General features: G+C 45.1%; 24 protein-coding genes. 15 read left to right on the top strand and 9 right to left on the bottom strand.

Annotation, left to right across the window (positions count from 1 at the left end; all coding sequences use genetic code 11):
- Nucleotides 1-114: 114 nt before the first annotated feature.
- Nucleotides 115-1,008, bottom strand: coding sequence for an oxidoreductase (locus tag QMA01_RS13990; protein ID WP_290215245.1), 894 nt, complete (start codon nt 1,006-1,008; stop codon nt 115-117).
- 168 nt (nt 1,009-1,176) lie between these two features.
- Here QMA01_RS13990 and QMA01_RS13985 point away from each other — a divergent pair, with 168 nt between their 5' ends.
- Genes QMA01_RS13985 through QMA01_RS13975 form a run of 3 tightly spaced genes read left to right on the top strand, consistent with a single transcriptional unit; the run spans nt 1,177 to nt 3,151 of the window.
- Complete coding sequence (locus QMA01_RS13985; RefSeq protein WP_290215244.1) at nt 1,177-1,905, top strand: ABC transporter ATP-binding protein; 729 nt, start codon at nt 1,177-1,179, stop codon at nt 1,903-1,905.
- Nucleotides 1,902-2,627 (top strand): ABC transporter permease, encoded by a 726-nt coding sequence (locus tag QMA01_RS13980; protein ID WP_290215243.1) that lies wholly within the window; start codon nt 1,902-1,904, stop codon nt 2,625-2,627. Before QMA01_RS13985 ends, QMA01_RS13980 begins: the two co-directional genes overlap by 4 nt.
- A 50-nt stretch (nt 2,628-2,677) precedes the next feature.
- Nucleotides 2,678-3,151 carry an NUDIX hydrolase gene (locus tag QMA01_RS13975; protein WP_191716175.1) on the top strand — a complete coding sequence of 158 codons (474 nt, stop codon included), beginning with the start codon at nt 2,678-2,680 and terminating at the stop codon, nt 3,149-3,151.
- Nucleotides 3,152-3,208: 57 nt separating this feature from the next.
- Here QMA01_RS13975 and QMA01_RS13970 read toward each other — a convergent pair whose 3' ends face one another.
- The gene (locus tag QMA01_RS13970) at nt 3,209-4,114 is read right to left on the bottom strand and encodes an oxidoreductase (RefSeq protein WP_290215242.1); all 906 of its coding nucleotides are present in this window, start codon (nt 4,112-4,114) and stop codon (nt 3,209-3,211) included.
- A 157-nt stretch (nt 4,115-4,271) separates the two neighbouring features.
- Between QMA01_RS13970 and QMA01_RS13965 the strand changes: the two genes are divergently transcribed.
- Nucleotides 4,272-5,018, top strand: coding sequence for a phosphatase PAP2 family protein (locus QMA01_RS13965; protein ID WP_290215241.1), 747 nt, complete (start codon nt 4,272-4,274; stop codon nt 5,016-5,018).
- Between the two features lie 40 nt (nt 5,019-5,058).
- The gene (locus tag QMA01_RS13960) at nt 5,059-5,958 is read left to right on the top strand and encodes a 3-hydroxyacyl-CoA dehydrogenase (protein WP_290215240.1); all 900 of its coding nucleotides are present in this window, start codon (nt 5,059-5,061) and stop codon (nt 5,956-5,958) included.
- Between the two features lie 96 nt (nt 5,959-6,054).
- Here the strand turns inward: QMA01_RS13960 and QMA01_RS13955 are convergent, their stop codons facing one another.
- The 3 genes from QMA01_RS13955 to QMA01_RS13945 form a co-directional block, all read right to left on the bottom strand.
- Nucleotides 6,055-6,600 carry a hypothetical protein gene (locus QMA01_RS13955; RefSeq protein WP_290215239.1) on the bottom strand — a complete coding sequence of 182 codons (546 nt, stop codon included), beginning with the start codon at nt 6,598-6,600 and terminating at the stop codon, nt 6,055-6,057.
- Between the two features lie 150 nt (nt 6,601-6,750).
- Complete coding sequence (locus QMA01_RS13950; protein WP_191716170.1) at nt 6,751-7,266, bottom strand: TlpA family protein disulfide reductase; 516 nt, start codon at nt 7,264-7,266, stop codon at nt 6,751-6,753.
- 137 nt (nt 7,267-7,403) lie between these two features.
- Entirely contained in the window at nt 7,404-9,230 is a 1,827-nt protein-coding gene (locus QMA01_RS13945) for an LTA synthase family protein (RefSeq protein ID WP_290215238.1), read from the bottom strand.
- A gap of 242 nt (nt 9,231-9,472) precedes the next feature.
- Here QMA01_RS13945 and QMA01_RS13940 point away from each other — a divergent pair, with 242 nt between their 5' ends.
- Complete coding sequence (locus QMA01_RS13940; RefSeq protein ID WP_290185683.1) at nt 9,473-9,802, top strand: hypothetical protein; 330 nt, start codon at nt 9,473-9,475, stop codon at nt 9,800-9,802.
- A gap of 184 nt (nt 9,803-9,986) precedes the next feature.
- Nucleotides 9,987-11,444: a Na+/H+ antiporter NhaC gene (nhaC, locus tag QMA01_RS13935; RefSeq protein WP_191716168.1), complete on the top strand. Its 1,458-nt coding sequence runs from the start codon at nt 9,987-9,989 to the stop codon at nt 11,442-11,444.
- A gap of 107 nt (nt 11,445-11,551) precedes the next feature.
- Here nhaC and QMA01_RS13930 read toward each other — a convergent pair whose 3' ends face one another.
- Nucleotides 11,552-12,418, bottom strand: a complete 867-nt coding sequence (locus tag QMA01_RS13930) for a GNAT family N-acetyltransferase (RefSeq protein ID WP_290215237.1) — start codon at nt 12,416-12,418, stop codon at nt 11,552-11,554.
- A 178-nt stretch (nt 12,419-12,596) separates the two neighbouring features.
- Between QMA01_RS13930 and QMA01_RS13925 the strand changes: the two genes are divergently transcribed.
- The 8 genes from QMA01_RS13925 to QMA01_RS13890 all read left to right on the top strand — a co-directional run bounded on the left by QMA01_RS13925 (nt 12,597) and on the right by QMA01_RS13890 (nt 20,180).
- Nucleotides 12,597-13,397 (top strand): SDR family NAD(P)-dependent oxidoreductase, encoded by an 801-nt coding sequence (locus QMA01_RS13925; protein ID WP_290215236.1) that lies wholly within the window; start codon nt 12,597-12,599, stop codon nt 13,395-13,397.
- A 132-nt stretch (nt 13,398-13,529) separates the two neighbouring features.
- The gene (locus QMA01_RS13920) at nt 13,530-14,096 is read left to right on the top strand and encodes an MEDS domain-containing protein (protein WP_191716165.1); all 567 of its coding nucleotides are present in this window, start codon (nt 13,530-13,532) and stop codon (nt 14,094-14,096) included.
- Between the two features lie 189 nt (nt 14,097-14,285).
- The gene (locus tag QMA01_RS13915; protein ID WP_290215235.1) at nt 14,286-15,740 is read left to right on the top strand and encodes an aldehyde dehydrogenase family protein; all 1,455 of its coding nucleotides are present in this window, start codon (nt 14,286-14,288) and stop codon (nt 15,738-15,740) included.
- A 34-nt stretch (nt 15,741-15,774) separates the two neighbouring features.
- A complete protein-coding gene (locus tag QMA01_RS13910) occupies nt 15,775-16,899 on the top strand; it encodes a zinc-dependent alcohol dehydrogenase family protein (protein ID WP_290215234.1) in 1,125 nt (374 codons plus the stop codon).
- A gap of 135 nt (nt 16,900-17,034) precedes the next feature.
- Nucleotides 17,035-17,535: an SRPBCC domain-containing protein gene (locus QMA01_RS13905; RefSeq protein WP_290215233.1), complete on the top strand. Its 501-nt coding sequence runs from the start codon at nt 17,035-17,037 to the stop codon at nt 17,533-17,535.
- 28 nt (nt 17,536-17,563) lie between these two features.
- On the top strand, nt 17,564-18,001 hold the full coding sequence (locus tag QMA01_RS13900) for a VOC family protein (RefSeq protein ID WP_191716161.1): 438 nt from the start codon (nt 17,564-17,566) through the stop codon (nt 17,999-18,001).
- A gap of 193 nt (nt 18,002-18,194) precedes the next feature.
- The gene (locus QMA01_RS13895; protein ID WP_191716160.1) at nt 18,195-19,058 is read left to right on the top strand and encodes a PPK2 family polyphosphate kinase; all 864 of its coding nucleotides are present in this window, start codon (nt 18,195-18,197) and stop codon (nt 19,056-19,058) included.
- A 279-nt stretch (nt 19,059-19,337) separates the two neighbouring features.
- On the top strand, nt 19,338-20,180 hold the full coding sequence (locus QMA01_RS13890) for a YitT family protein (protein ID WP_191716159.1): 843 nt from the start codon (nt 19,338-19,340) through the stop codon (nt 20,178-20,180).
- A gap of 77 nt (nt 20,181-20,257) precedes the next feature.
- On the opposite strand, the gene QMA01_RS13885 is transcribed toward QMA01_RS13890, so the two are convergent.
- From QMA01_RS13885 to QMA01_RS13875, 3 genes are all read right to left on the bottom strand, one after another.
- On the bottom strand, nt 20,258-21,082 hold the full coding sequence (locus QMA01_RS13885) for an STAS domain-containing protein (RefSeq protein WP_290185696.1): 825 nt from the start codon (nt 21,080-21,082) through the stop codon (nt 20,258-20,260).
- Between the two features lie 69 nt (nt 21,083-21,151).
- Nucleotides 21,152-22,369 (bottom strand): EAL domain-containing protein, encoded by a 1,218-nt coding sequence (locus QMA01_RS13880; RefSeq protein ID WP_290215232.1) that lies wholly within the window; start codon nt 22,367-22,369, stop codon nt 21,152-21,154.
- Nucleotides 22,370-22,415: 46 nt separating this feature from the next.
- Nucleotides 22,416-22,793 (bottom strand): YidH family protein, encoded by a 378-nt coding sequence (locus QMA01_RS13875; protein WP_191716156.1) that lies wholly within the window; start codon nt 22,791-22,793, stop codon nt 22,416-22,418.
- Nucleotides 22,794-22,816 lie beyond the last annotated feature (23 nt).

The raw sequence follows: 22,816 nt of genomic DNA, 5'->3' as shown, positions 1-22,816 counted from the left end.
ATCCTAACTCGTCTTTTCAGTATTCCCGCAAGAATAAACAATATGTCTGGATATGGAATTTTTTTACCCCGGATGAAGCTTCTTCTTTGAGAAATGGTATGCAGTAAATATCTTTTAATGGGAGAGATCAAAAGGATAACTGACCTGAGTCAATTTTTCCGATACGTCCCACAGCCTTCGGGAGATTTCCTGGTCCGTTGCATTGGCATGGGGCGTGCCAAGAGCAGGGTAGCCTTTTCGTTGAAACTGGCCGAGAGGACCGATGTATTCGCCGCCTGTCAGGTTCGGTTCTGTCGCCGCATAGATTGTCGATAAAGCACCCATGCCGGGAGGCTGGAGGAAAAGATTGGCGATGCGTTTAAGAGCTGACGGTATTTCACGCGTGCCAAGCTTTAGGATATTGGTGGCAGAGACGCCCGGATGGCAGGCGATGCTGATGGTTTGGAAGCCATGCTCTTTCAAGCGTTTATCCAGTTCCAAAGCGAAGTACAAATTGGCCAGCTTGCTCCGGTTATAGAATTTCTTTGCATGGTATCCTTTTGCTCCGTCGAGGTTGTCAAAGTCGATTGAACCCCGGCTGTGTGCCCGACTGCTGATAGTGACAATGCGGGAGCCAGGGGTGTTGGCCAACAGCGGCAAAAGCAGCCCGGTTAATGCAAAGTGCCCCAGGTGGTTGCTGCCGAACTGCATTTCAAAGCCGTCTTTTGTTTTGGCATAAGGCGGTGCCATGATGCCGGCGTTATTAATCAACATGTCGAGCTGGTCAAAAGAACTTTGGAACTTGTCGGCAAAGGTTCTGACACTTTGCAGGTCCGCTAAATCGAGGTGCATCACGTCGATTTGAGCCATAGGGTGGTGTTCAGCCAATCGTTCTCTTGCGGCATTTCCTTTTTCCGTATTGCGCACAGCCAAAATGATTCTTGCGCCCATCGCCAGCAGCCCTTTTGCCGTTTCCAAACCGATGCCGCTGTTGCCGCCGGTGATGATGGCTATTTTTCCTGTAAGCAAACGATCACTTCCTTTTTTCAGCCCATTCAATTGGGTTTAGTCTTTAAAGGTTATTTTATCGGTTGTGCGGATTTTTTGGAAATCCCAGGGGAAAGATGTGAATATCACTTTATTATTTATTCAGGAGACTTAGCGGTAGAATGGAGAAAAGGAGGCGGTAGCCGGTTTATGGAGATTAAAATTAAGGAATTGACCAAAACGTTCAAAGATCGAGTTGCCGTTGACCAGCTTTCCCTGACAATTGGGAAAGGGGAGTTTTTTGCCCTGTTAGGTGAAAATGGAGCGGGGAAGACCACCACCATCAAAATGCTGAGTTGCCTCATGGAACCGACAAGTGGGGACGCCATCATGCTGGGCGACAGCATCGTGGGGAATCCGCAAGCGGTTAAGAAAAAGCTGAACATTTCACCTCAGGAAACGGCAGTGGCGCGAAAATTGTCTGTACAGGAAAACCTGGAGTTCATTGCCAGGATTTATGGCAGCACGAAACAGGATGCAGAGCAAAAAGCGATTCGGCTGATGGAGATGTTCGGCTTGGCGGACCGGGCCAAAAGCAAAGGAAGAAATCTGTCAGGAGGAATGGAGCGCCGCTTGAGCATCGCAATGGCGATGATTTCAGAACCGGAAATCATTTTTTTGGATGAGCCGACCGTCGGGCTGGATGTCCGGGCGCGTTTGGATCTGTGGCAGATTCTGCTGGATCTGAAAGGGCAGATCACTATTATTTTGACGACGCATTATTTAGAAGAAGTGGAAGCGCTGGCGGATCGCATTGGCATTATGCATAAAGGCAGGCTGCAGGCACTGGGGACATTGGAGGAATTGAAAAACCAGACCGGGCAAACCAAGCTGCAGGATGTATTTCTCCAGCTGACAGCTGAGGAGGAAAATCCATGAAGGCTCTGACATTCGCACAGCGCAATCGAAAGGAAATTTTGCGTGATCCCATGACGCTGCTTTTTGGAATGGTTTTGCCGGTCCTGATGCTATGGCTGTTTTCGATGATGGCTGAAAATATGCCTTTTGATCTCTTTACGCTGGAAAAGCTGGCTCCTGCCATCATCGTCTTCAGTTTTTCGTTCATCACCTTATTTACCGGCATGCTCATTGGGCGCGACAAAAGCAGCTCTTTTTTAATGAGGATTTTCGCGTCGCCGATGGCTGCAACCGATTACCTGATCGGCTATGCATTGCCGTTATTGCCGGTAGCGCTTATCCAGATGTCTGCCTGTTACGGAGCAGCGCTGCTGCTGGGGATGCCGTTTACATATGACGCCATTCCAGCGTTTGGACTGCTGGTCATCATTTCATTTCTTTATATCGCATTCGGCCTGTTCTTCGGAACTGTTTTCACGGATCGGCAAGTCGGGGCGATTTTTGCAATCTTCGTCAATGTCACGACCTGGTTTAGCGGAACCTGGTTTGGGCTCGATATGATCGGCGGTACTTTCGAGACGGTTGCTTACCTGCTGCCATTCGCCCATGCGGTAGATGCTGTGAGGGCGGCGTTTGCCGGCAATTACAGCGAGGTCTTCATACCGATGCTGTGGGTTATTGCGTATACAGTAGTGATTTTCGGCGTAGCGGTATGGGGATTCAGGAAAAGGATGCGCGGATAACTCGGTTTTTGGATGGAACTGTTTAAATTAAAAGACAAGGAGTTTTGAAAATGGGTTATGTAGAAGAACTTCGTGCAGTCGTTGGTCACCGGCCGCTCATCTTCGTGGGCGCAGTTGTGGTGATTGTGGATGGGGAAGGGCGCTTGCTTTTGGAAGAGCGGAAATTTCCGAAAGATTTATGGGGGCTGCCAGGCGGATTGATGGAACTGGGAGAGTCGACGGAAGACACCGCAAAGCGGGAAGTCATGGAAGAAACCGGCTTGACGGTCGATGAGCTGAATTTGATCAATGTCTATTCAGGGCCGCAGCATTTTGTGGTTGCTGAAAACGGAGACGAGTTCTACGTTGTAACGCTTGCCTATTACTCGAATAAATACCAGGGTGAATTGATTGTCGATCGTAAAGAATCGTTGAGCTTCCGATTCTTTTCACCGAATGAACTTCCGGATAAGATGGTCGGCAGCCACCGCGTTGTGATTAAGGAATTTCTCCACAAGCATTATTCATCTGTATTTGCAGAGTGACAAGACAATAATGAACAGAAAAAGCCACTTTCATGAATGAACATGAAAGTGGCTCTTTTACTGTGCAGAGGCATTATTGAAATCAAACGTTACACCGGTCAGCTTTTCGGAAACTTCCCAAAGTTTCCGGGAAACGGCTTCATCACCGGCTGATGCATGGGGCGTATCCAGCGCCGGATAACCTTTGCGCTGGCCTTTGCCGTCAGGGCCGATGTATTCACCGCCTTTCAAATTCGGATCTGTAGCTGCATAAATGGTCGGCAAAGCCCCCATGTCAGGCGGCTGCAGAAAGTTATGCATTAAGGTTTTCAAGAATTTGGGCGCATCCCGCTTGCCGAACTTAAAAAGGTTGGTTGCGGAAATGCCGGGATGGCAGGCCAGACTCATCGATTGCAGCCCATACTGCTTAAAGCGCTTATCCAGTTCCTGTGCAAACAACAGATTGGCCAATTTGCTTTGGCTGTAGAACTTCATTGGCTTATATCCTTTTGTGCCGTCAAGGTTATCGAAATCGATACTAGCTCCTTTATGGGCAAGACTGCTAAGAGAGACGACGCGTGAACCAGGCGTATTCTTTAGCAAGAGCAGCAACAGTCCGGTTAATGCGAAATGGCCGAGGTGGTTGCTGCCGAACTGCAATTCAAATCCATCTTTCGTTTTGGAGTAAGGAGGAGTCATGACGCCGGCGTTATTGATCAGCAGGTCGAGTGAATTATGTTGGCGCTTAAAACTGTCCGCAAACCCATTGACGCTCGCCAGGTCCGATAAATCCAATTTCATTACAGATATCGATGCTTCTTTATTGTCGTTAAGGATTAACTGGCGCGCAGCTTCACCTTTCTCCGTATCGCGCACGGCCATGACGATGGTTGCACCGCGTTCTGCCAATACTTTAGCGGCTTCCAATCCAATTCCACTGTTGGCGCCAGTGATGATGGCGGTCTTTCCGGTTAACCGTTCCAAACAATCAGCTCCTGAATGATGTATTTGTTCTTCTGCTAAAGTACCATGCAGCTGATCGTCTAACAAATAGTAAGCTTTGAAAATTTATTTCTCATTTACATAATTATTGAATAAGGAGGGTAAAGAAATATTATCTGTAAGAAATGGGAGCGATAAGATGGAGAAAAATGAGAAGTTGGCGGGCTTGGCTTTTTTGTTGCTGCTGGGCGGACTTGGTCTGGCTGCCTTGTTTATTGTGTTGTTTGCAGAACTTGCTGAAGAAGTGATGGAAAAGGAACTTGGCCAATTTGACAGTTCGATCATAGACAGCTTTGGGGCCATAGCGGGCGGAACAATGGATAATGTGATGTTCATTATCACAGAAATGGGATCGGCTTGGTTTTTGACCGTGTTGTCAATACTTATTCTGATCGTACTAGGAGTTAAAATGAAAGACAAATGGGGCATGTTGTTTTTTGCTATTGCAGTTGGAGGCGGTTCACTCTTGACGCTGTTGCTGAAGAATGTATATGGCAGACAACGTCCGAGCATCAATGCTGAAATTGATGCTGTCGGATACAGCTTTCCAAGCGGACATTCGATGGGATCACTGATTTTTTATGGTTTTGTGATTTACCTGGTTGTCCGGACGCACCAACGGCGGTGGATCCAATGGCTGACCGTCACTTTGTTGGGGATGCTCATCTTGTTGATCGGCAGCAGTAGAATCTACCTCGGTGCCCATTTTCCCAGTGACGTACTCGCCGGCTATGCAGCAGGTCTTATCTGGTTGATTTTAAGCTTGATCGCTTTAGAGTGGATTCAATGGCATAGCAGAAGTCCGGTGCCGCCAGTCCAGGCATTGCGAAAATTATTAGGTCCTCTCTACAGAACAGTGCGGACAAAAATACCTTTCTTCAGGTAAAGAAGAAGTAGTTGGGTGAATCGATAAGGAGGAAAAGAGGATGGATTACAAAAAGATTACAGTGGCAGGAAGCGGCGTGTTGGGAAGCCAAATCGCCTATCAAACAGCGTTTAAAGGATTCGATGTGGTGATCTATGACATCAATGAAGAAGCGATCGAGAAGTCGAAACAACGATTGGCCAAGCTGATGAAAAACTACCGCAAAGATTTTGGCTCAAGTGAAGCGGAAGTGGAGGCTGCATATGGCCGCTTATCTTTCAAAACCAATTTGGCTGAAGCGGTATCCGATGCGGATTTAATGATTGAGGCGATTCCTGAAGTAACAGACATCAAGATGGCTTTCTATAAGGAACTGGGCAATGCAGCTCCTGAAAAGACAGTGTTTGCGACCAACTCCTCGACGTTGCTGCCAAGCCAGTTTGCAGAAGCGACGGGGCGGCCGGAAAAGTTTCTCGCCTTGCATTTTGCTAATACCATCCGCATCAACAACACGGCTGAAATTATGAAGCACCCGGGAACGGCTGACGCCGTGTTTGAAGATATGATTGAATTTGCTGAAGCGATTGGCATGGTGCCACTGCCTTTACATAAAGAACAGCCGGGCTATATTTTGAATTCCCTATTGGTTCCGTTCCTTGAAGCAGCCGAACTGCTGCTGGTTAAAGAAGTTGCAGACATTGAGACGGTGGATAAGACCTGGATGATCGCAACGGGTGCGCCGCTTGGGCCTTTTGCTATTTTGGATGTGGTCGGCATCAATACGGCCCATAATATTGTCCAAGCGAAAGCTGCGGCTACAGGCAAAGCGGAATTCGTAAAACTCGCCAATATGCTGAAGACCGAATACCTGGATAAAGGCAAACTTGGAAGAGAAACAGGCGAAGGATTTTACAGCTACCCCAATCCAGCTTTTATGAAAGAAGATTTCCTGAAAACCTGATGAATGACCGCGAGATTGATCCAATGAATCTTTGAATAAAATAAGCAGAAAAAACAAGCCGTAATTGAAGGGAGTCCTTCAATTACGGCTTGTTTTTCATTTCCAGATAGCTGTGTATTTTTTCTTGTATTTCGGATCATCCACGTTTTCAATCAAGTTCAAGGCAGTTTGTTTAATCTCCTGATCCAGCGTTTCATCATACAACTGCCGAAGCCCCTGCAGAATATCGGAACGGATGAGTGTAAAGTTTTTTTCGTCTTCACAAGTGCGGAAGCGTTCCGTTAAATAGTTGAGAACCATTTTTTTTTGAGCGGACCCGGCGAGCGCCACTTTCCAGATTGCCTGCAGGCTATGACGGGCTGTAACGAACTTTTCATCTTTAGTAACTTGCCAAAGGAGAGGGAAGTCTGTGAGGATGCGGTTCTCCGGATCGCTCTTGGCCAGATTAGCCAAGTATTGCGCAGCCCTGGAACGCTGATGATTGTTCGGATGCTTCAAATCTTCAAGCAATTGCTCCCACACTTCATATGCCCAATCGACTTTTTCTTCGGTCAAGATCAGAATTTGTTGATAGGCTTGGTAATTCACGTCTTTATCCGCCGATTTTGAATCCAGAAATAGGTGTTCAATTGCTTCATTCATATCGGTCACCTCCTCCCTTCAGTTAGACAGAATAACGTCCGGGAGTAAAGTGAGTTTTTGCCAAACGTTTATAAATCTCCTTAAATGCTGACAAATTTCCAGCAACAAAAATGTTTCTTACTGTCATCAGGCTATCAGAAACAGATTGAATCAATTGATGGCGTCAAAGCTTTCTTTAATTTCAGCATTGCCGACATGGCCGGTCAGACTTTTGACGAGTGTACCGTCTGAGCCGATATAGACAGATGTCGGGTAGCCGATAACGCCGTATTCATCGAAAAAGGTTCCGCCTTCGTCCAATAACACGGTAACATTTTCAGCATTCGGAAGCCCTTCAAACCATTTGGCGAAGGACTCGGCGCTTTTTTCTGCATTGGAGCTGGGTGACACAATCGTCAACACAGCAAAATCATTTTCTTCAGCAGCTAAGGTATTCAGTTCTTCCATGCCTCCGAGGCAAATTGAACACCAGGATGCCCAAAATTTCACGTAGACTTTTTGGCCGGCATAATCGGCAAGGTTATGCTGGTTGCCATCCAAATCGATCAGTTCAAAGGAAGGGGCAGGATTGCCATCGTTCAATTCTCCAGCACCTTGGGAACTGCTGCAGGCGCTCAATACGATAAGAAGAAAGAGCAGCAAGATGGATTTTATCGATGCGTTCATTGCAATCATCCTTTACTGTGGAATTGCGGCTCATCTTTTTATACCCCCATCATATAGCGGAACTCCGATAAAAGAAATTAGAGCGCCTCAGGAAGTTTAGAAAACCCCTCTTCTTCTTTATACGAAGAGGGGGGTGGTCAGTCTCCATCGGTATTCAATTGGTCAAGGGCATTTTTCTGGATAATTAAATCCGAAATCCGAAGCTGTTCTGCTGCTGTTTTGACATGAGGTTCACATTCTGCAAATTCAACTTTCTCGCCGGATGACGTGTCGTAACATGTGCCGCTTCCGCTTGGAGAAGTGAGGTCAGGCTTGAAATAAAATTCCTCGACGCGGAACGAACCATCACGGAAAACGGTCAAATTATTGTCTTCGTCGAGCAGAGATTGTCCAAGCATATAAGGAGGGTCGATGTTTACGATATCCAAAATGGTTGGGGCAATATCAATTTGGCCGCCGCTGTTTTCAATGACGCGACCCTCTTCCATGCGAGGTTCTTTAATGAAGAGAGGGACCTGTTGATCCAGTTCGAATAACTCGACTTCGGTTTCAGCCCCCAGTTCTTGGGCCATTTCACTATCGGCTTGTGTTAATCCACTGTCATGGTCACCATAAAACAAGATAAGAGAATCATCCCACATATCCTTTTCTTTCAGCTCTTCAATCATCACTCCAACAGCTCCATCCACGTAATGGATGGTTTCGTAATAACCTCTCAGCAACGGATCTTCATAACCGGTCAAATCCAATTGTTTCAAATCCTCTGGAATCTCATAAGGGGTATGGCTCGACAATGCAACTAAGAAAGCGAAATAAGGTTCTTTCAACTGTGCTGCATGGTCGATGGAAGTTGTGAAGAAGTCCTCGTCATTCACAGCCATGCCGATCTTCTGGGTGTCCGGGAAATCCGGTTGGCTGAAGAATTGATTAAAGCCAATGTTTTGATAGAAATCATCACGATTCCAAAAATCCTTCTCGAAGGCATGCATGGCTGCCGTATCATACCCGGCGTTTCTCAACAGCTCCGGCAATCCATCAAATTCATTTTCGGCGTATTGTGTGTAAACGGATCCTGATTTCAAAGGCTGCAACGAAGCCAGTGTAATGAATTCAGCATCCGACGTTCGGCCTTCGTGCGTCTGATGATAAAACGATGGGAAGAACAAAGTTTCTTCTTTTAAGGCATTTAAATGGGGAGTCAGTTCCTGCCCATTCACTTGTTGTCCAATCACTGAAGTCTGGAAAGATTCCAGTTGCACAAGGATGATGTTGGGTTTTTCAGAGTCGGATACAGCTGAAGGCGTCTCGGGATCCAGGTCTTTGATCCGTGAGGCTTCCTGTGCTGTGATGCTGTCATTAGTGAACAGCCCACTGACACCTTTTGCAAAATCCAATCCATGGTAACCCCAAAATCCAAGCTGGTAATACTCACGCATATTTGAAATCGGTTCATCGACCAGCCACTTTTCTTCGTTGATGTAGCTATTTGCCAACGGAATGGCAAACAAGAGAAAACCAAGGGCAAAGCCAGCTCCCGCAAGAAGTCTTTTTGTCTTACGGGTTGAGGTTTCCTGATTTTTACGGCCAGCAAAAAGGACCAGGGAAAAGAGGAGCAAATCAGCAAAAAAGAATAGATCTTCGGCTTGGATCAAAGTCATAAAGCCGCCCCCGACATCACTCATCTGCGTGACATCAGAAAGCAGACTGATGGACAACAGATCATCAAAATAACGGTAGTACCAAAGGTCGGAAACAAGCAGTGTACTGTGTAAAAACAATAAAAGCATTAAAATCCACCGGCGTTTCCGATAGCTTAGTAAAAGCGTCCAACTGGACAAAACGACGATGGAAGCAAGGTTTAGGATAAAGAAACTGAATTGGAACTCAGTTCCGGAATAAACACTGAAGAGGAAAATTTTTGATATGGACAATACCAGGTAGATCCAGTATTCAAGGAATTTCATGGCGCACCTCCGAACAAGTTAAGCCGCTTTGCCTGTGTAAATGAAGCACTTGCCAGTGAACCATTTTTTCTTCCTGCAAAACGAGTCTGTTCTTTTTCATTACCACTTAGCGGGCAAGCAGAAACCTGTAGAGATGTCTGTATTGTGTCAACTAGAGGAGGTTCCTGTTTAGTTTGAATGGAAGGGGGTTTCGGGTATTTAGAAAGAGAGGATAATATCAGATTTAAAGGGATGTTCAGCCAGTGGGATTGCCATTATCAACAGTTGAATTACAGCAGTTAAATGAAGGAGTGTTTAATGTGGATCTATATAGGAACATGCACAACGGCCCGCCGCCAGCCCGCGCAGAATGCCAGTATCCCGTGTTGCCTGTCGGGCAGAACTTTGTAGTGGACTTTGGTAGGCAAAAAGCGCTTCATGGCAAATGGCAAGTCGTAGTGAACGACGAAGCCCCCTTTTACTTGTGCCAGCGTGTTTTTGAAAATGGTACATTGTCAAGGCGAAAATCAGCAGACCATCGACGCAAATTTTTCGAAAGGGAAATTTATCTGGCATTGGAAAAGGAAGAATGAGGAAGAAGAACAGACCGATGAAACCGTCCTGTAACCAGTGGACGGTTTTTTTGTGAGGTTTGGTTTCCGGCAGCTGCAGGGATTTACATCAAGGACTGAAGGAATTCTTTAAAATATAGATAGATTATTTCAAATTTTGCTGTAATATAAAAACATACAACATACAGTAAGGGGAATACATAAAATGAAGAAAAAACACCAAGAGATCGAAACACCTTTTTTATTGGCACTTATTCCGTTAGTGGCCATGATTGCATTAATGGCCGTCACCATTATCGTATTCGAAGGCAGTCCGCATATTCCGTTGGCTGTTGGAACAGTGATTGCAGGGCTCATCGCCTGGCGCATCGGTTATAAATGGGAAACCATCGAAGAAGGCGCATATAAAGGAATCCGTCTTGCTTTGCCCGCAGTGCTCATCATCATCGTGGTGGGCATGATCATCGCATCTTGGATTGGCGGTGGGATTATCGCTACCATGATTTATTATGGTCTGCAGATCATCACGCCTTCATTATTTTTGATGACGATCTGCATCATTTGCGCCATCGTGGCACTTGCCATCGGAAGTTCCTGGTCCACAATGGGAACTATCGGTGTTGCTGGCATGGGAATTGGCGCGAGCATGGGGATCCCGGTTGCCATGGTAGCGGGAGCCGTGATATCCGGTTCTTACTTTGGAGACAAAATGTCGCCTTTATCGGATACCACAAATCTGGCGGCGGGCATTACCGACACCAATTTATTCGAACACATCAAACATATGATGTATACAACAATTCCAGGATTGGTTATTGCATTGGTGGTGTACTTTTTCCTTGGCCGCCAATTTGCAGGAGCGGCTATTGATGAAGGCAATATCCAGAACATCTTGTCGGCATTGAACAGCAATTTTGTTATATCCCCCTGGCTATTGCTGGTTCCTGCGGCGATTGTTGTATTAGTGGCGTTGAAAGTACCGGCTTTGCCAGCATTGGTGGTCGGAGTATTCCTAGGTTTCATTTGCCAGATTTTTGTGCAAGGCGGAAATATCGGAGAGGCTGTCAATACACTTCACGACGGTTTTGCCATTGCTTCGGGCAATGAAATGGTTGACGAGTTGTTTAACCGCGGCGGCATCGCTTCTATGATGTTCACGGTTTCGCTGACGATTTTTGCCATGGTCTTTGGCGGTGTGCTGGAACATACCGGCATGCTGAAAGCCATTGTTAAACAAATTCTGAAAGTAGCCAAATCAGCCGGCAGTCTGATTGCAGCGACAATCGTTTCCGCATTCTTCACAAACGCTACTGCTTCCGAGCAGTACATTTCCATCCTGTTGCCGGGAAGAATGTATGCTACAGCTTTCCAGGACAAAGGCCTGCATTCGAAAAACCTTTCACGGGCCCTTGAAGACGGAGGAACATTGACTTCACCATTTATCCCCTGGAATACTTGCGGGGTCTTCATACTTGCCACTTTATCGGTCAGTCCATTTGCGTATGCTCCCTATGCGGTGCTGAATTACGCAGTACCGATCATCGGCATCGTCATGGCTATAATCGGCTATAAAGTTCAATTTTTAACAGAAGATGAAATGCAGCAGTTGAAAATAAAACAGCAACGAATCGATCGCGAAAACGAATTGACAGAAGGCGTTTAGTTTTTCCTTTCCTGCTCTTATGCAAATAAAGCGAGCCACCCTCTTTTGACATTGAAGAGGGTATGGCTCGCTTTTATTTTTATTCTATCCTCGAGCAGGCTCCAAGCCTACAGCCGATTGCTGCGGTTAGTTCCATACAATATCCAGGGAGATGGGAGGTCAAAGGGATGATGTGCCGGCAAACTGCTGACTTGATCAGGGGTTAGATCCATCCAGATCAATGTTTCGGATTTCACTTTTTCGCTTAAGCGATGCTGCGCTGTTGAAATGGTTTCCCAAAGCCCAGGCTGTTCCATGAGGTCATCCCATGGATAGACGGCATGCAGGTAATAATTCCGTTTATAATCCTTTTTGGCAATCAACACACGGCTCTTATCCTGATTTTCAAAAAATGCCCATTGGGACAAATCGGCATCAGCAAACAAGGCTTGAGAAGCTGGGAACGTGTAGTAGCACTCATAAGGGAATACTTCCCCAGTTTGAATATATAGCTGATTGATCCACTCTTGCTTCTGTGTGAGGTCTGAGAGTTCCTGCCAAACAGCATCACAGGCTGCAAGTGAAGCAACATTCGAGGAAACAGCACTGTAGAGCGTAGACACTTCTGTGAGCCCCAATTTGTCCATGACGCGACGGGCAGAGCCGTTTTCCACTTGTGTATTCGCACCCACCCATTGCACAGCAGGCAGGGACAAAACCTCTTTCATGATATGGGCCATCAATTGTGTGGATAGATTATTGCCGCGGTAGCGCAGATCACTCCGCATTCGGCCGAGCATAGCGTATTGATCGGCGAAAATTGTGTATCCCCCAATGCTGGCAAGCTGGCCATCTTGGAACAGGCCGAATAGGCGGCTGGAGCCTCCGGCTATGCGGTTGTATACCCGGAGAATGTAGTCATCTTCTATTCCAGTCTTCATTTTTTCCAGGTAATGCAGATCTTCCAGGTCCAGCTGGCGAATTAATTTTTCCATGTATGGGCACCCCTTGCTCATGTTGAAAATACTACTTGTATTATATACGGAAAAAACCGTAGCGTGCATGCGTGAGGCCTGCCGAGTTCAGGAAATGAGAAGCTTGCAGAGGGCCGTATGTTTGAGGAACGCGAGCGAGCGGGAAAAGAAAAGACATATTCTAAAGGAGGTTGCCGGCATGACTGTTTTTTCAACGGAAGCATTAGCGCATAAACACGTATTGATTACCGGGGCCACTGGAGGCATCGGCATGGAAACAGCTCGCATATTGGCCGGGATGGGTGCGCGCATCACCATTACGGGCCGGAATAGAGATAAGCTGAAAGAGTTAGAGATGGAACTTCTCGATCAGGTGTCAGCTGATCGGATTTGTGTGGTGGAAGCGGATTTGACCAAACCGGAAGACCGGTTGCGCCTGATTGAACGAGCAGAAAGTGAACTTGGCTTCATCAATGGGCTGGTGAATTCAGCCGGCGTTTCGGGAGGAAAAGTCGTGGAAGACATTGATGAGGCATTTCTTGCCGATATGATGAACTTGAACTTCGTATCGACGTTCCTGCTGACGCAAGAGGTATACCGGAAGATGATGGAACGTAAAGAAGGGGACATCGTCAATTTGGCTTCCTTATCGGGACTGAGGGGGACCTACGCCAACACGGCTTATTCAGCCAGCAAATTTGCGGTTGTCGGCTGGACCCAATCGATGGCGGTAGAAGCCATTGAATACGGCATTCGTGTCAATGCTGTCTGCCCAGGGTATGTGGATACTGAAATGGCGCGAAATAGCCTGCGCAGAAAAGCGGAAAGAAATCAAACCAGCTTTACGGAAGAATTGGAGCTGGCTGAAAAGTCGATTCCCTCTGGACGCTTGTCGACTGCTTTGGAAGTCGCTAATACCATCGCTTTTTTACTGACGGATGCTGCCCGGAATATCGTGGGTGAATCGGTTAAAATCTCAGGTGGAAGCGTCTTGAGATGAAGCAGCAGCAGTACTGCTTAGCAGCAAGTACAGCGTTGTATTATCTTTTGCCCTTATACTTGTGTATAGTTAATAGAGTAAAAAAGGAATTTGGACCATTAATGACTTGTTGATTAAAAGGAGACCAGCCATTTGAAAAAAGAAATTGCAGATATTCAGGACATTTTAAAAAAGTCTGAAGGTGTCCATATTTTTTATTATGTGGAAGAACTGGAGCGGTACATTGATAATGCTGTTTCTTATATCGTTTCAGGAATTGAACATGGAGATCAGGTTCTATTCGTCGAAAGCGAACGTTTGTATCCGATCATCTTTAAGCGTGTGAAGGACCTCGTTTCAGAAGAACAGCTAAAGAATATTCATTTCGTCAATAATTTCACCTTTTATTGGCGGAAGGGGAACTTTCATCCTCCTACTATTCTTGCTTATTTTTCAGATTTGGTCAGCCCTTTTATGGAAGAAAATTTGAGCTTCCGTACATGGGGGCACGTCGAGTGGCGGGATGAAACGGAGATTAAACAGAAGATCAAGGAATATGAAAGTGCTGTGGATCAGCTTGTTCCTCAAATCAAGGCCGTTTCGGTATGTGCCTACGATGCGCCAAGGGTTTCAGATTCACTCAAGGAAATTTTGATGAACTCCCATAAATTTCTTATGACAGACGATGACTTTTCATCGATTTCTATAAATGCGATTTAGCATCAATACAAACAGAAAAACCTTTCCTTATTTTATTATCAGGAAAGGTTTTTTGTTGCAAAAAATATTGACAGAATATTGACAATTATACAAAAGGGCATGCTATATTAAGTAACAAGACCTTAAAAATGAAAATTGTTCTTGGGAATAAAGGCGAAGTTTGATGGAACGAAGAAAGGAGGAGCCACAATGGCTGAAACTGGAAATAACCGTCTTTCTTCCATCATAAACGGTATGGAATTGCCTGAAGATGGCCGCAGTAAATTGATGGGCGTTAATCCGTTCACCCATGAAATCATTTCCAAGATTATCTGTGCTACACCTGAGGATGCAAGGAATGCAGTGGCAGGCGCTCATCGTGCATACAGTATGAATATAAAGAAAGTGCCTGCTCATCTGCGGGCTGAAATATTGAAGAAAACAGCCGAATATCTGCAGGCTGAAAGTGATGAATTTATACATCTCCTGTCAAACGAAACTGGCAAGACCGTTAAAGAAAGCCGTCAGGAAGTGGAACGTGCCATTCAAGTGCTGCTTTTTTCTTCGACAGGAGCACAGTCAATCTACAGAGAATTGATTCCTTTGGGAAGTTCGGGAGGTGCAGAAAGCCGACTCGGCATGTCGAAGCGGGTTTCAATCGGAACAGTGGTCATTGTCATGCCGTTTAATCTTCCGCTCAACCTTGTGCTTTATCATATAGCGCCAGCAATAGCAGCAGGAAATACAGTAGTCTTTAGGCCTTCATTAAAAACGGCACGTTCTTCCGTATATCTGTACCGGTTATTCGAAAAGGCCGGATTGCCGAAGGGAGCTTTCACCATCGTTCTGGGGGTGGGAGAGGACCTAACTCAAGCATTGGTGACTCATCCGAAAGTAAAAAAAGTGTTTTTTACCGGGAAAGATGAGACGGGTTGGAAAGTGAAGGAAATGGTGAAGCGGAAAAAGTTGAAACTGGAGACGGAATCGAAAGTCGTGAATGTCATCTTTGATGATGCTGATTTGGATACGGCGGTCAATGCAGTCGTCATTGGCGGATTTAGGTTTGCCGGACAATCCTTTGTATCCACTCAACGGGTTTACGTACAGGAGATTGTCTATATGGAATTTTTGGATAAGCTGTCTTCCAAAATGAAAACGCTTAAAATTGGTGATCCACTGGATGAATTAACTGATATAGGCCCGATGATCACCAAAGAATCCGCTGAAAAAGCGATGTCTTGGGTGAGGGAAGCTATTGAACAAGGTGCGACTCTTTTAACCGGAGGGAACCGGCGTGAAGCTTTGATGGAACCGACCCTTATCAGTCATGCGACAATCCGTATGAAAGTCGTCAGTAAACAGATGCTGGCGCCGGTTGTCAGTGTCATGCCTTTCGATAAAGAAGAACAAGCCCTGACTGGTATCACGGAGTTGAACTTAGACAGATATGCAGCCGTATTCACAGCAGACATCAAGAAGGCGGTGCGTGTGGCTGATGTTCTGGGGAGGGAGGCAGTCTGGATCAACGAAGTGGCAGTTAACCGTTATGATCAAATGCCATATGGTGGTGTAAACAATAGAGGCATGAGACGAAAAGAGACGTATCGTGCTATTGAAGACATGACAGAATTAAAATTAGTCAGTATGCAATTGAAACAGCAATGAGTTTGGAAAATTTGGCGGAGGAGAGGGTGGCAATATGCAAGTGAAATCAGCGGTACTGCGTGAAATTGGGGCATCTGTCCCTTATGAGGAGAGCCAGCCAATAAAGATTGAAACATTGGAATTGGATTCACCGGAAAAAGACGAAGTATTGATTCAAATAAAGGCGGCCAGCTTGTGCCATTCCGATTTATCGGTGATGAATGGCAGCCGGCCACGGCCGGTACCGATGGCGCTGGGCCATGAAGCGGCAGGAGTGGTCGTTGACATAGGGCAAGAAGTTACGGATTTGGAGCCGGGAGATCATGTTGTCTGCGTCTTTGTTCCAAGCTGCGGACAATGCGGACCATGCCGGGAAGGACGCCCAGCTTTATGTGAGCGAGGGGCCGCTGCCAATACAGCTGGGACATTGCTGGGTGGCGGGCAGCGTCTTCATAAGGAATCCGAAACCATCAACCACCATCTAGGCGTCTCTGCATTTTCGGAATACGCGGTGGTTTCAAGAAATTCCATCATTAAAATAAGCAAAGACATCCCTTTTGAAAAAGCGGCATTGTTTGGTTGTGCTGTCATAACAGGAGTTGGTGCAGTAGTGAATACTGCAAGTATTAAATTGGGCAGCACAGTCGCAGTGGTCGGACTTGGTGGGGTAGGGCTGAGCGCACTGCTGGGGGCCATCGCTGCTGGGGCGAGCCGGATTGTCGCGGTGGATATCAACGAAACCAAGTTGAAGCAAGCAAAAGAATTAGGGGCTACCGATGTCTTCAATTCCAAAGACCCAAATGTCATTGAACAGATACGGCAAGCGACAGGCGGGGGCTTGGATTATGCTTTTGAAACAGCGGGTGCCGTACCGGCAATGGAAGTCGCATATGGGATAACCAAACGAGGGGGAACTACTGTAACAACCGGTTTGCCTCATCCGGAACACCAATTTTCATTTCCATATGTGTCGCTGACCGCTGAAGAGCGCACATTGAAGGGATCCTATCTGGGAAGCTGTGTGCCGAGCCGGGATATTCCGCGTTATATGAATCTGTTTCAGGAAGACCGGCTGCCTGTCGATAAATTAATCACGGACTTTATCACTTTGGATGAAGTGAATAAAGGATTCGATATTTTGGCAAAAGGCGAATCTTCACGGATCATCATTAAGTTTTAACTGATTCGATTACCGGCAGTATTTTTCGCCTGTTCAAATGAAATTCGCAACGGGGATAGAAAATAAGAAAGGAGGCAGCCCGAGTTTCTGTTGCCGCAGAGCCAAGGGAGCAAGTACAAACAAGGAGGATTTACCATGTCTGCAAATAAGGTTTCTTCAAGAGTTGAGGGGTTGGCACTTTTGATGGAAAGATCGTTTGACGCGCCAAAAGATCTGGTGTTTTCAATGTTTACAGAACCTGATCATCTTGTTCGTTGGTGGGGACCGTTTGATTGGGAAACAGCTGTTTATAAAATGGATGTCAAACCAGGCGGCATCTGGCATTATTGTATGCGCTCGCCGGATGGACAGGAAGCCTGGGGGAAATCCATTTACCAAGAAGTCGACCCGCCGAACAAATTGGTTTATACCGATGCTTTTTCCGATGAGCAGGGAAACGAAGTTGATGGTATGCCGAAAATGCTGATTACGATGGTTTTTTCTTCCGATGGACCTGGATGCACAGTTAGTTCCAGCACGAAGTTCGATTCAAAAGAAGAATTGCAAAAGGTAATCGATATGCAGGCTGTAGAGGGCATGGCCCAAACTTATGACCGACTTGAAGCCTATCTGGCTAAGCTTCAGCCATCCGAATAAAATCTGATTTTTGGAGAGTGGAACTCTAATGATTACAAAAGTTTTTCCCTATCTGAACTTTGAAGGCGAGGGACAGGAAGCTACTCATTTTTATGCGGAGGTCCTTGGTGGAGAATTGGCTGGAATATCCACATACGGCGAAGCCCCTGATATGGGTGGTGGTGAGGTGCCGGAAGAAGCAAAAGACATGGTCATGAATGCGCAGATCAATTTTAATGACGGCAATACCTTAATGATTTCAGATGTGCCTCCCGGAATGGGCATGCCATTCAAAAAAGGAAACAATGTATCAATTACTATCCTTTATGACGACATAGAGGAAGCAAGAACCGTATTCGGCAAGTTGGCTGAGGGCGGCACTGTCATCATGGAATTGCAGGAAACGTTTTGGAGTCCATTGTATGGGAATTTGACAGATCGTTTCGGAATCGACTGGCAGATTTCCGTGGAAGGGGAGATGGAATAGATTTTTGTAAACCGCACTCCTTTCAAGGGTTGCGGTTTTTTGTCAGCTTTTTTTGGATAGCGGGAGGTGAAGAAACTTTTTTCTGTTTTAAGAATCCTCTGTATCAGTGTGTTAGAGTCTTCACATATGAGGGTATGGAAGAAAGGGACAGCCAATCAGGCTAAAGCTACAAAAAGCACAAAGGAGGATGACCATGGATACCGATAAATACTTAGTCAAAAAAGACAAGAAGATCAAACTCTCTGATTATCCCACGACAGAAAAAGATAAATACAGTGAAGAAGAACTGAAAGAAAAATTAATTCCGGAAAGTCTTGAAAAGCTCAAGGAATTGCATATGAAACTGCATGCTCAAGAAGAGAAAGGAATTGTAGTGGTGCTACAGGCGATGGATGCTGCTGGGAAAGATGAAGCCATTACATACATCTTTTCGAACTTGACGGCACAGGGACTGAAAGTGACGTCATTTAAAAAACCATCAGACACTGAACTTGCCCATGACTACTTATGGCGTTTCAAGGAAGGCATGCCTTCCAGAGGACAAATCGGTGTCTTGAACCGATCCTATTACGAAGAAGTGATTGCACCAAGGGTCCATGACCTGCTCGGAGAGACACCGCTTCCGGACGAACTGATTGACGAGAATATTTGGGCAGTCCGTTATCGCCAAATTACGGATTTTGAACGCTATATGGGGGAGAACGGTTTCCCCGTAGTGAAGTTCTTTTTTAATATGTCTTTTGAAGAACAGCGGAACCGCTTGCTTGAACGCATGAAAAACCCGGAGAAAAACTGGGAGTTTTCGTTCAATGATGTAAAAGAACGTGAGCATTGGGACGGCTATCAAGAAATATTCGAAGATCTGTTGAACCATACGTCGACTGAGTATGCGCCGTGGTATGCCCTTCCTGCCGACGATGAATGGTTTTCACGCTATATCATATCAGAAGTGATGGTCAAAACCTTGGAGCAAATCGATCCGCAGTACCCCGAAATTACGGGCGAGGAAAAAGAAGAACTGGAAAAAGCGATACGCAAGCTGGAAGAAGAGGATTAACTAAGAGGGTTCGGAATTGTCATTCCGAGTCCTTTTTTAATATGTGAAAAGAACGTGTCCAAAAGAAGAAAGGCTTGCATTTGTATCCATAAAGCTACTATAATATGAAACGTTGGTTCACTATAAAAAGAACAATTTATCTTTTTCACGTAGTTTTTATTGCAAAGTAAGATTACATAAAAATAAATGCTCTTAAGGTGACGTGCCTCTGCACGGCCTTTTTTTGTGGCTTGAACAAAATAGAATGATTAAGAATATCCTTAAGAATGGAGTATGGACATGAATAAATGGACGAGATTAATGATTATTTTTATTTCTTCAATAGTGCTTGGATTTGCGTTTAATATGTTTTTGCTGCCCCACGAAATACTGGCGGGCGGAGTAACGGGAATTGCGATGATGCTGGGCTTAGTGACGCCTTTGAATGCCGGGATTTGGATGATTATTTTGAATATCCCGATTCTGATTGTGGGCTGGATGAAACTGGGCAAGACGTTCATCGCCAATAGCCTGTTTTCTGTAGTCGTGACATCCGTTTCAATGCTGTACATTCCAGTAGTCAAGTTGACGGAAGATGCATTGCTGTCATCCGTTTTTGGAGGAGTAGTGGCAGGAGTGGCCATTGGGCTTATCATCCGTTTCTACAGCTCGACCGGCGGTTTTGATGTGATTGGATTGTTGTTGTCGATGAAGCGCGATATTCCGCTTGGAACCTTGGTATTTATCTTGAACAGTGCTGTGGTTTTTGTATCTGGATTTATCTTTTCATGGGAATTGGCGATGTATACGATGGCTTCCATCTACATCACCGGTTTGGTGATCGACCGAGTCCATACCCGCCACATTAAGCTGAGCTTGATGGTAGTGACAAATCAAGGCGAAGCAGTCAAAAAAGAGTTGCTTGATAACCTTTACCGCGGCATCACCGTAGTTGATGGTGAGGGGGCTTATTCATCGGCAAAAGTAAAAGTGCTTTATAGCGTAATCAGCCGCCATGAATTGGCTTTTGTACGGCCATTGATTAAAAACATTGACCCGAAAGCATTTGTCAGCATCAGCGAAACGATGGAAGTCATGGGGAACTTCAGAAAAGACGATAACTTCATGAAACTTCCGATGTAACGAAAAACCACCTTTTCTGTAAGCCGAGCTTACAGAAAAGGTGGTTTTTATTTTAATGAAACCGAGCTTAACCAGTGCTAGAAAATCAAGTATTCTTTCAGTGCTTGCTGCAGAGTACCAGCAGTTTTCGTTTTTTCGTCGAATTTCATCCCTGAATGAATCATTTGGCGGACTACTTCTGCACGCAATCCTGTGATGATTGTGCTGCACCCCATTAAGCTTGTCCCATCGATAAGTTTCATCAAGTGGTGGATGACCTGCGCTTCCATTTCAGCAATCCCGGACAAATCGATGATCAATGTCTGGATCTGCAGTTTTCCTATTTCAGTCAACACTTTTTCTTCGATAATCGAGGCCCGTTGAGCATCGACTGCACCGATAACCGGCAGGATACAGACCGTACTGTTAATCGGGATGATGGGAACTGAAAGGTTTTCAACCAATTGGCGATGTGCCTTCAACAAAGTGTCTTTGTATGTAGAATAGTTCAGGAAAAAAGAATTCAAAAATGAGTCGATTCGCGTGTTAACATCTTTTTCCATGCGGAAAAAATCCATGTCTTTTCCTGCTGGAACATCCTGATTGAACTTTTCAATGAATTTCCATAAAGTACGACGAATGGCTTGCACCCATTCGAGCTTGAATGAAAGTTCAATCGAATGAGTTGCCCATGCAATTCCTTCTTGTTTTGCGAATAATTCCAGTTCTGCTTCCTGTCCATCAATAATATAAATAACCAGTTTATGGGCGTTCGTCACCAAATCAATGTTGCCAATCGATAAAATTTCCTCAATTTTATCTTTGACGTTCACAGCCTCCATTAAGAGGCTATCTTCAAATTCTTGATTATGGGTATCAAAAAAAATTTGCAGCTCTAAAGAATTCTGCAGAGAGTGTGCCATTTCTTTTCTCCTTCTTTCTTTCAAATCTAACAAACTGCTATGATGATTTTCTAATTAATATCAAATCGTTTATTGAAACAGCAGGTAGTCTGATTCGGACAAAAAATCATTGCTGATATCAACGAATAAATAACAGTCCTCTGATAAAGGATAACTGAATGTACGAATTATTTCACCTGTTTCAATATCCGAATAGATGTCCGATAATATCCCTTTATGCCAGGTTTTCATCTGCATCGTGTTTTCCAGGAAGAAAGGGCGGAATGCCCAATGAGATCCAATTTGATTCCGTTCAAATCCCCACTGCTTATTGTGTTTTCTGAAGTTGGATGACACTTGTTGCCCATCGCTGTTGCAGATATACAAACGGAAACTTTCTTCATCGAAAGCCTCGGAGACCAATTCAATAAAATCATCAGCTTTTTCAGGTCCGTGCCAGTTGGAAATCAATTTTTTTACTTTTTCTTCACGGCTCACTACAAAAGCATAGCGCCCTTCCACCATCGATTTTTCCCGTTGGACAAAAGCCTTAATCTTATCTCCCACATCAAGTGACATGGCACCGTTTATCGGCAAGTCAAAATCAGGTTTAGCCAAATAGAACCCCTGGTAATAATGGCCGCCGTGTTTCCAAGCAAAATACAATTGGTAGTCGTCTTCAATATTTTCATAAGACAGCTTAGCTCCGATGCGGCGTGCCAGTACTGACAATGTCTGAATGACGTCTTGGAACACATCTGAATTAACATTTCGGACAAAACTGGTATCAATTTTTAAGATGTGGGGTCTGAGTTGGCGGATCCGGTCAATATTGGAGCTTTTTGCTCCTACATGATCAACGGCAATTTGTATGCCGTAGGTTTTATAGTAAATCAATAAATGCGCCAGTTGATCAAAGTCTTCATCAAAGTCATGTTCAGTGATTTCAAGAACGATCCGGTCCATGGCAAAACCCTTCTCCACAAACGCTTGCAGCGTTTTCAAAAAATCTTCCCCATTGTTGATCATCAATTGCCTGGCGTTGCGGTTGATGAATAGCAGTCCTTCATTGCCGGAATCGAGCATTTGGCTAATCGCCAACTTCAATAAATGTTGATCGACTTCTACTTTGTATTCATCCGGAACATCATTGTCTTGAAAAAAATCACCCAAGCTGCTCCAGTCGTTCTCAACTTGGAACCGTCCCAAAACTTCATAGCCAATAACAGTATGCTTAACTGCACTGACAATCGGTTGGAAAGCAGGTTTTACTTTATCTAAGTTCTCGAGTATATCTAATGGGTCCATAATTTGTTCTCCTTTGCTGCCAATCTGTAAAGCATCAATGGACAGCCTACATGATCATAAAGAAATAAATGATGACCATGATGATCATGACTGCCAACATTGATGAAATCAATGTGATGTGCATATTTGATGGTGTAAAGGTCTCGTTGATGATTTGCTGGCGTTTCTTTTTATAATTTTGTGTTGCTGAAAAAATAACAGTGAGCCCGAAAATACAGGCAAAAATGCCGAGAGCGATGGTAAAGACATCGACAAATTGATTGCGCGTCACGCCCATCGTGAAATGCAGGCTTGTAGCCAGAAAACCGACGCCGACAATTGAAATAACTGTCCGGATCCATGCCAGATAAGTGCGTTCATTGGCAAGGTGCTGTTGAGTGTACATCAGCTGATTTTTTTCTTTTCGATATGATTGTCGCGACATTTCATTTCTCCTCTCGAAAATAA

The sequence above is a fragment of the Planococcus notacanthi genome (assembly GCF_030407825.1).
In the GTDB taxonomy this organism is placed as follows: Bacteria; Bacillota; Bacilli; order Bacillales_A; family Planococcaceae; genus Planococcus; species Planococcus notacanthi.
Note: the sequence above shows the minus strand (reverse complement) of the source record. Positions and strands in the feature narration are given on the sequence as shown.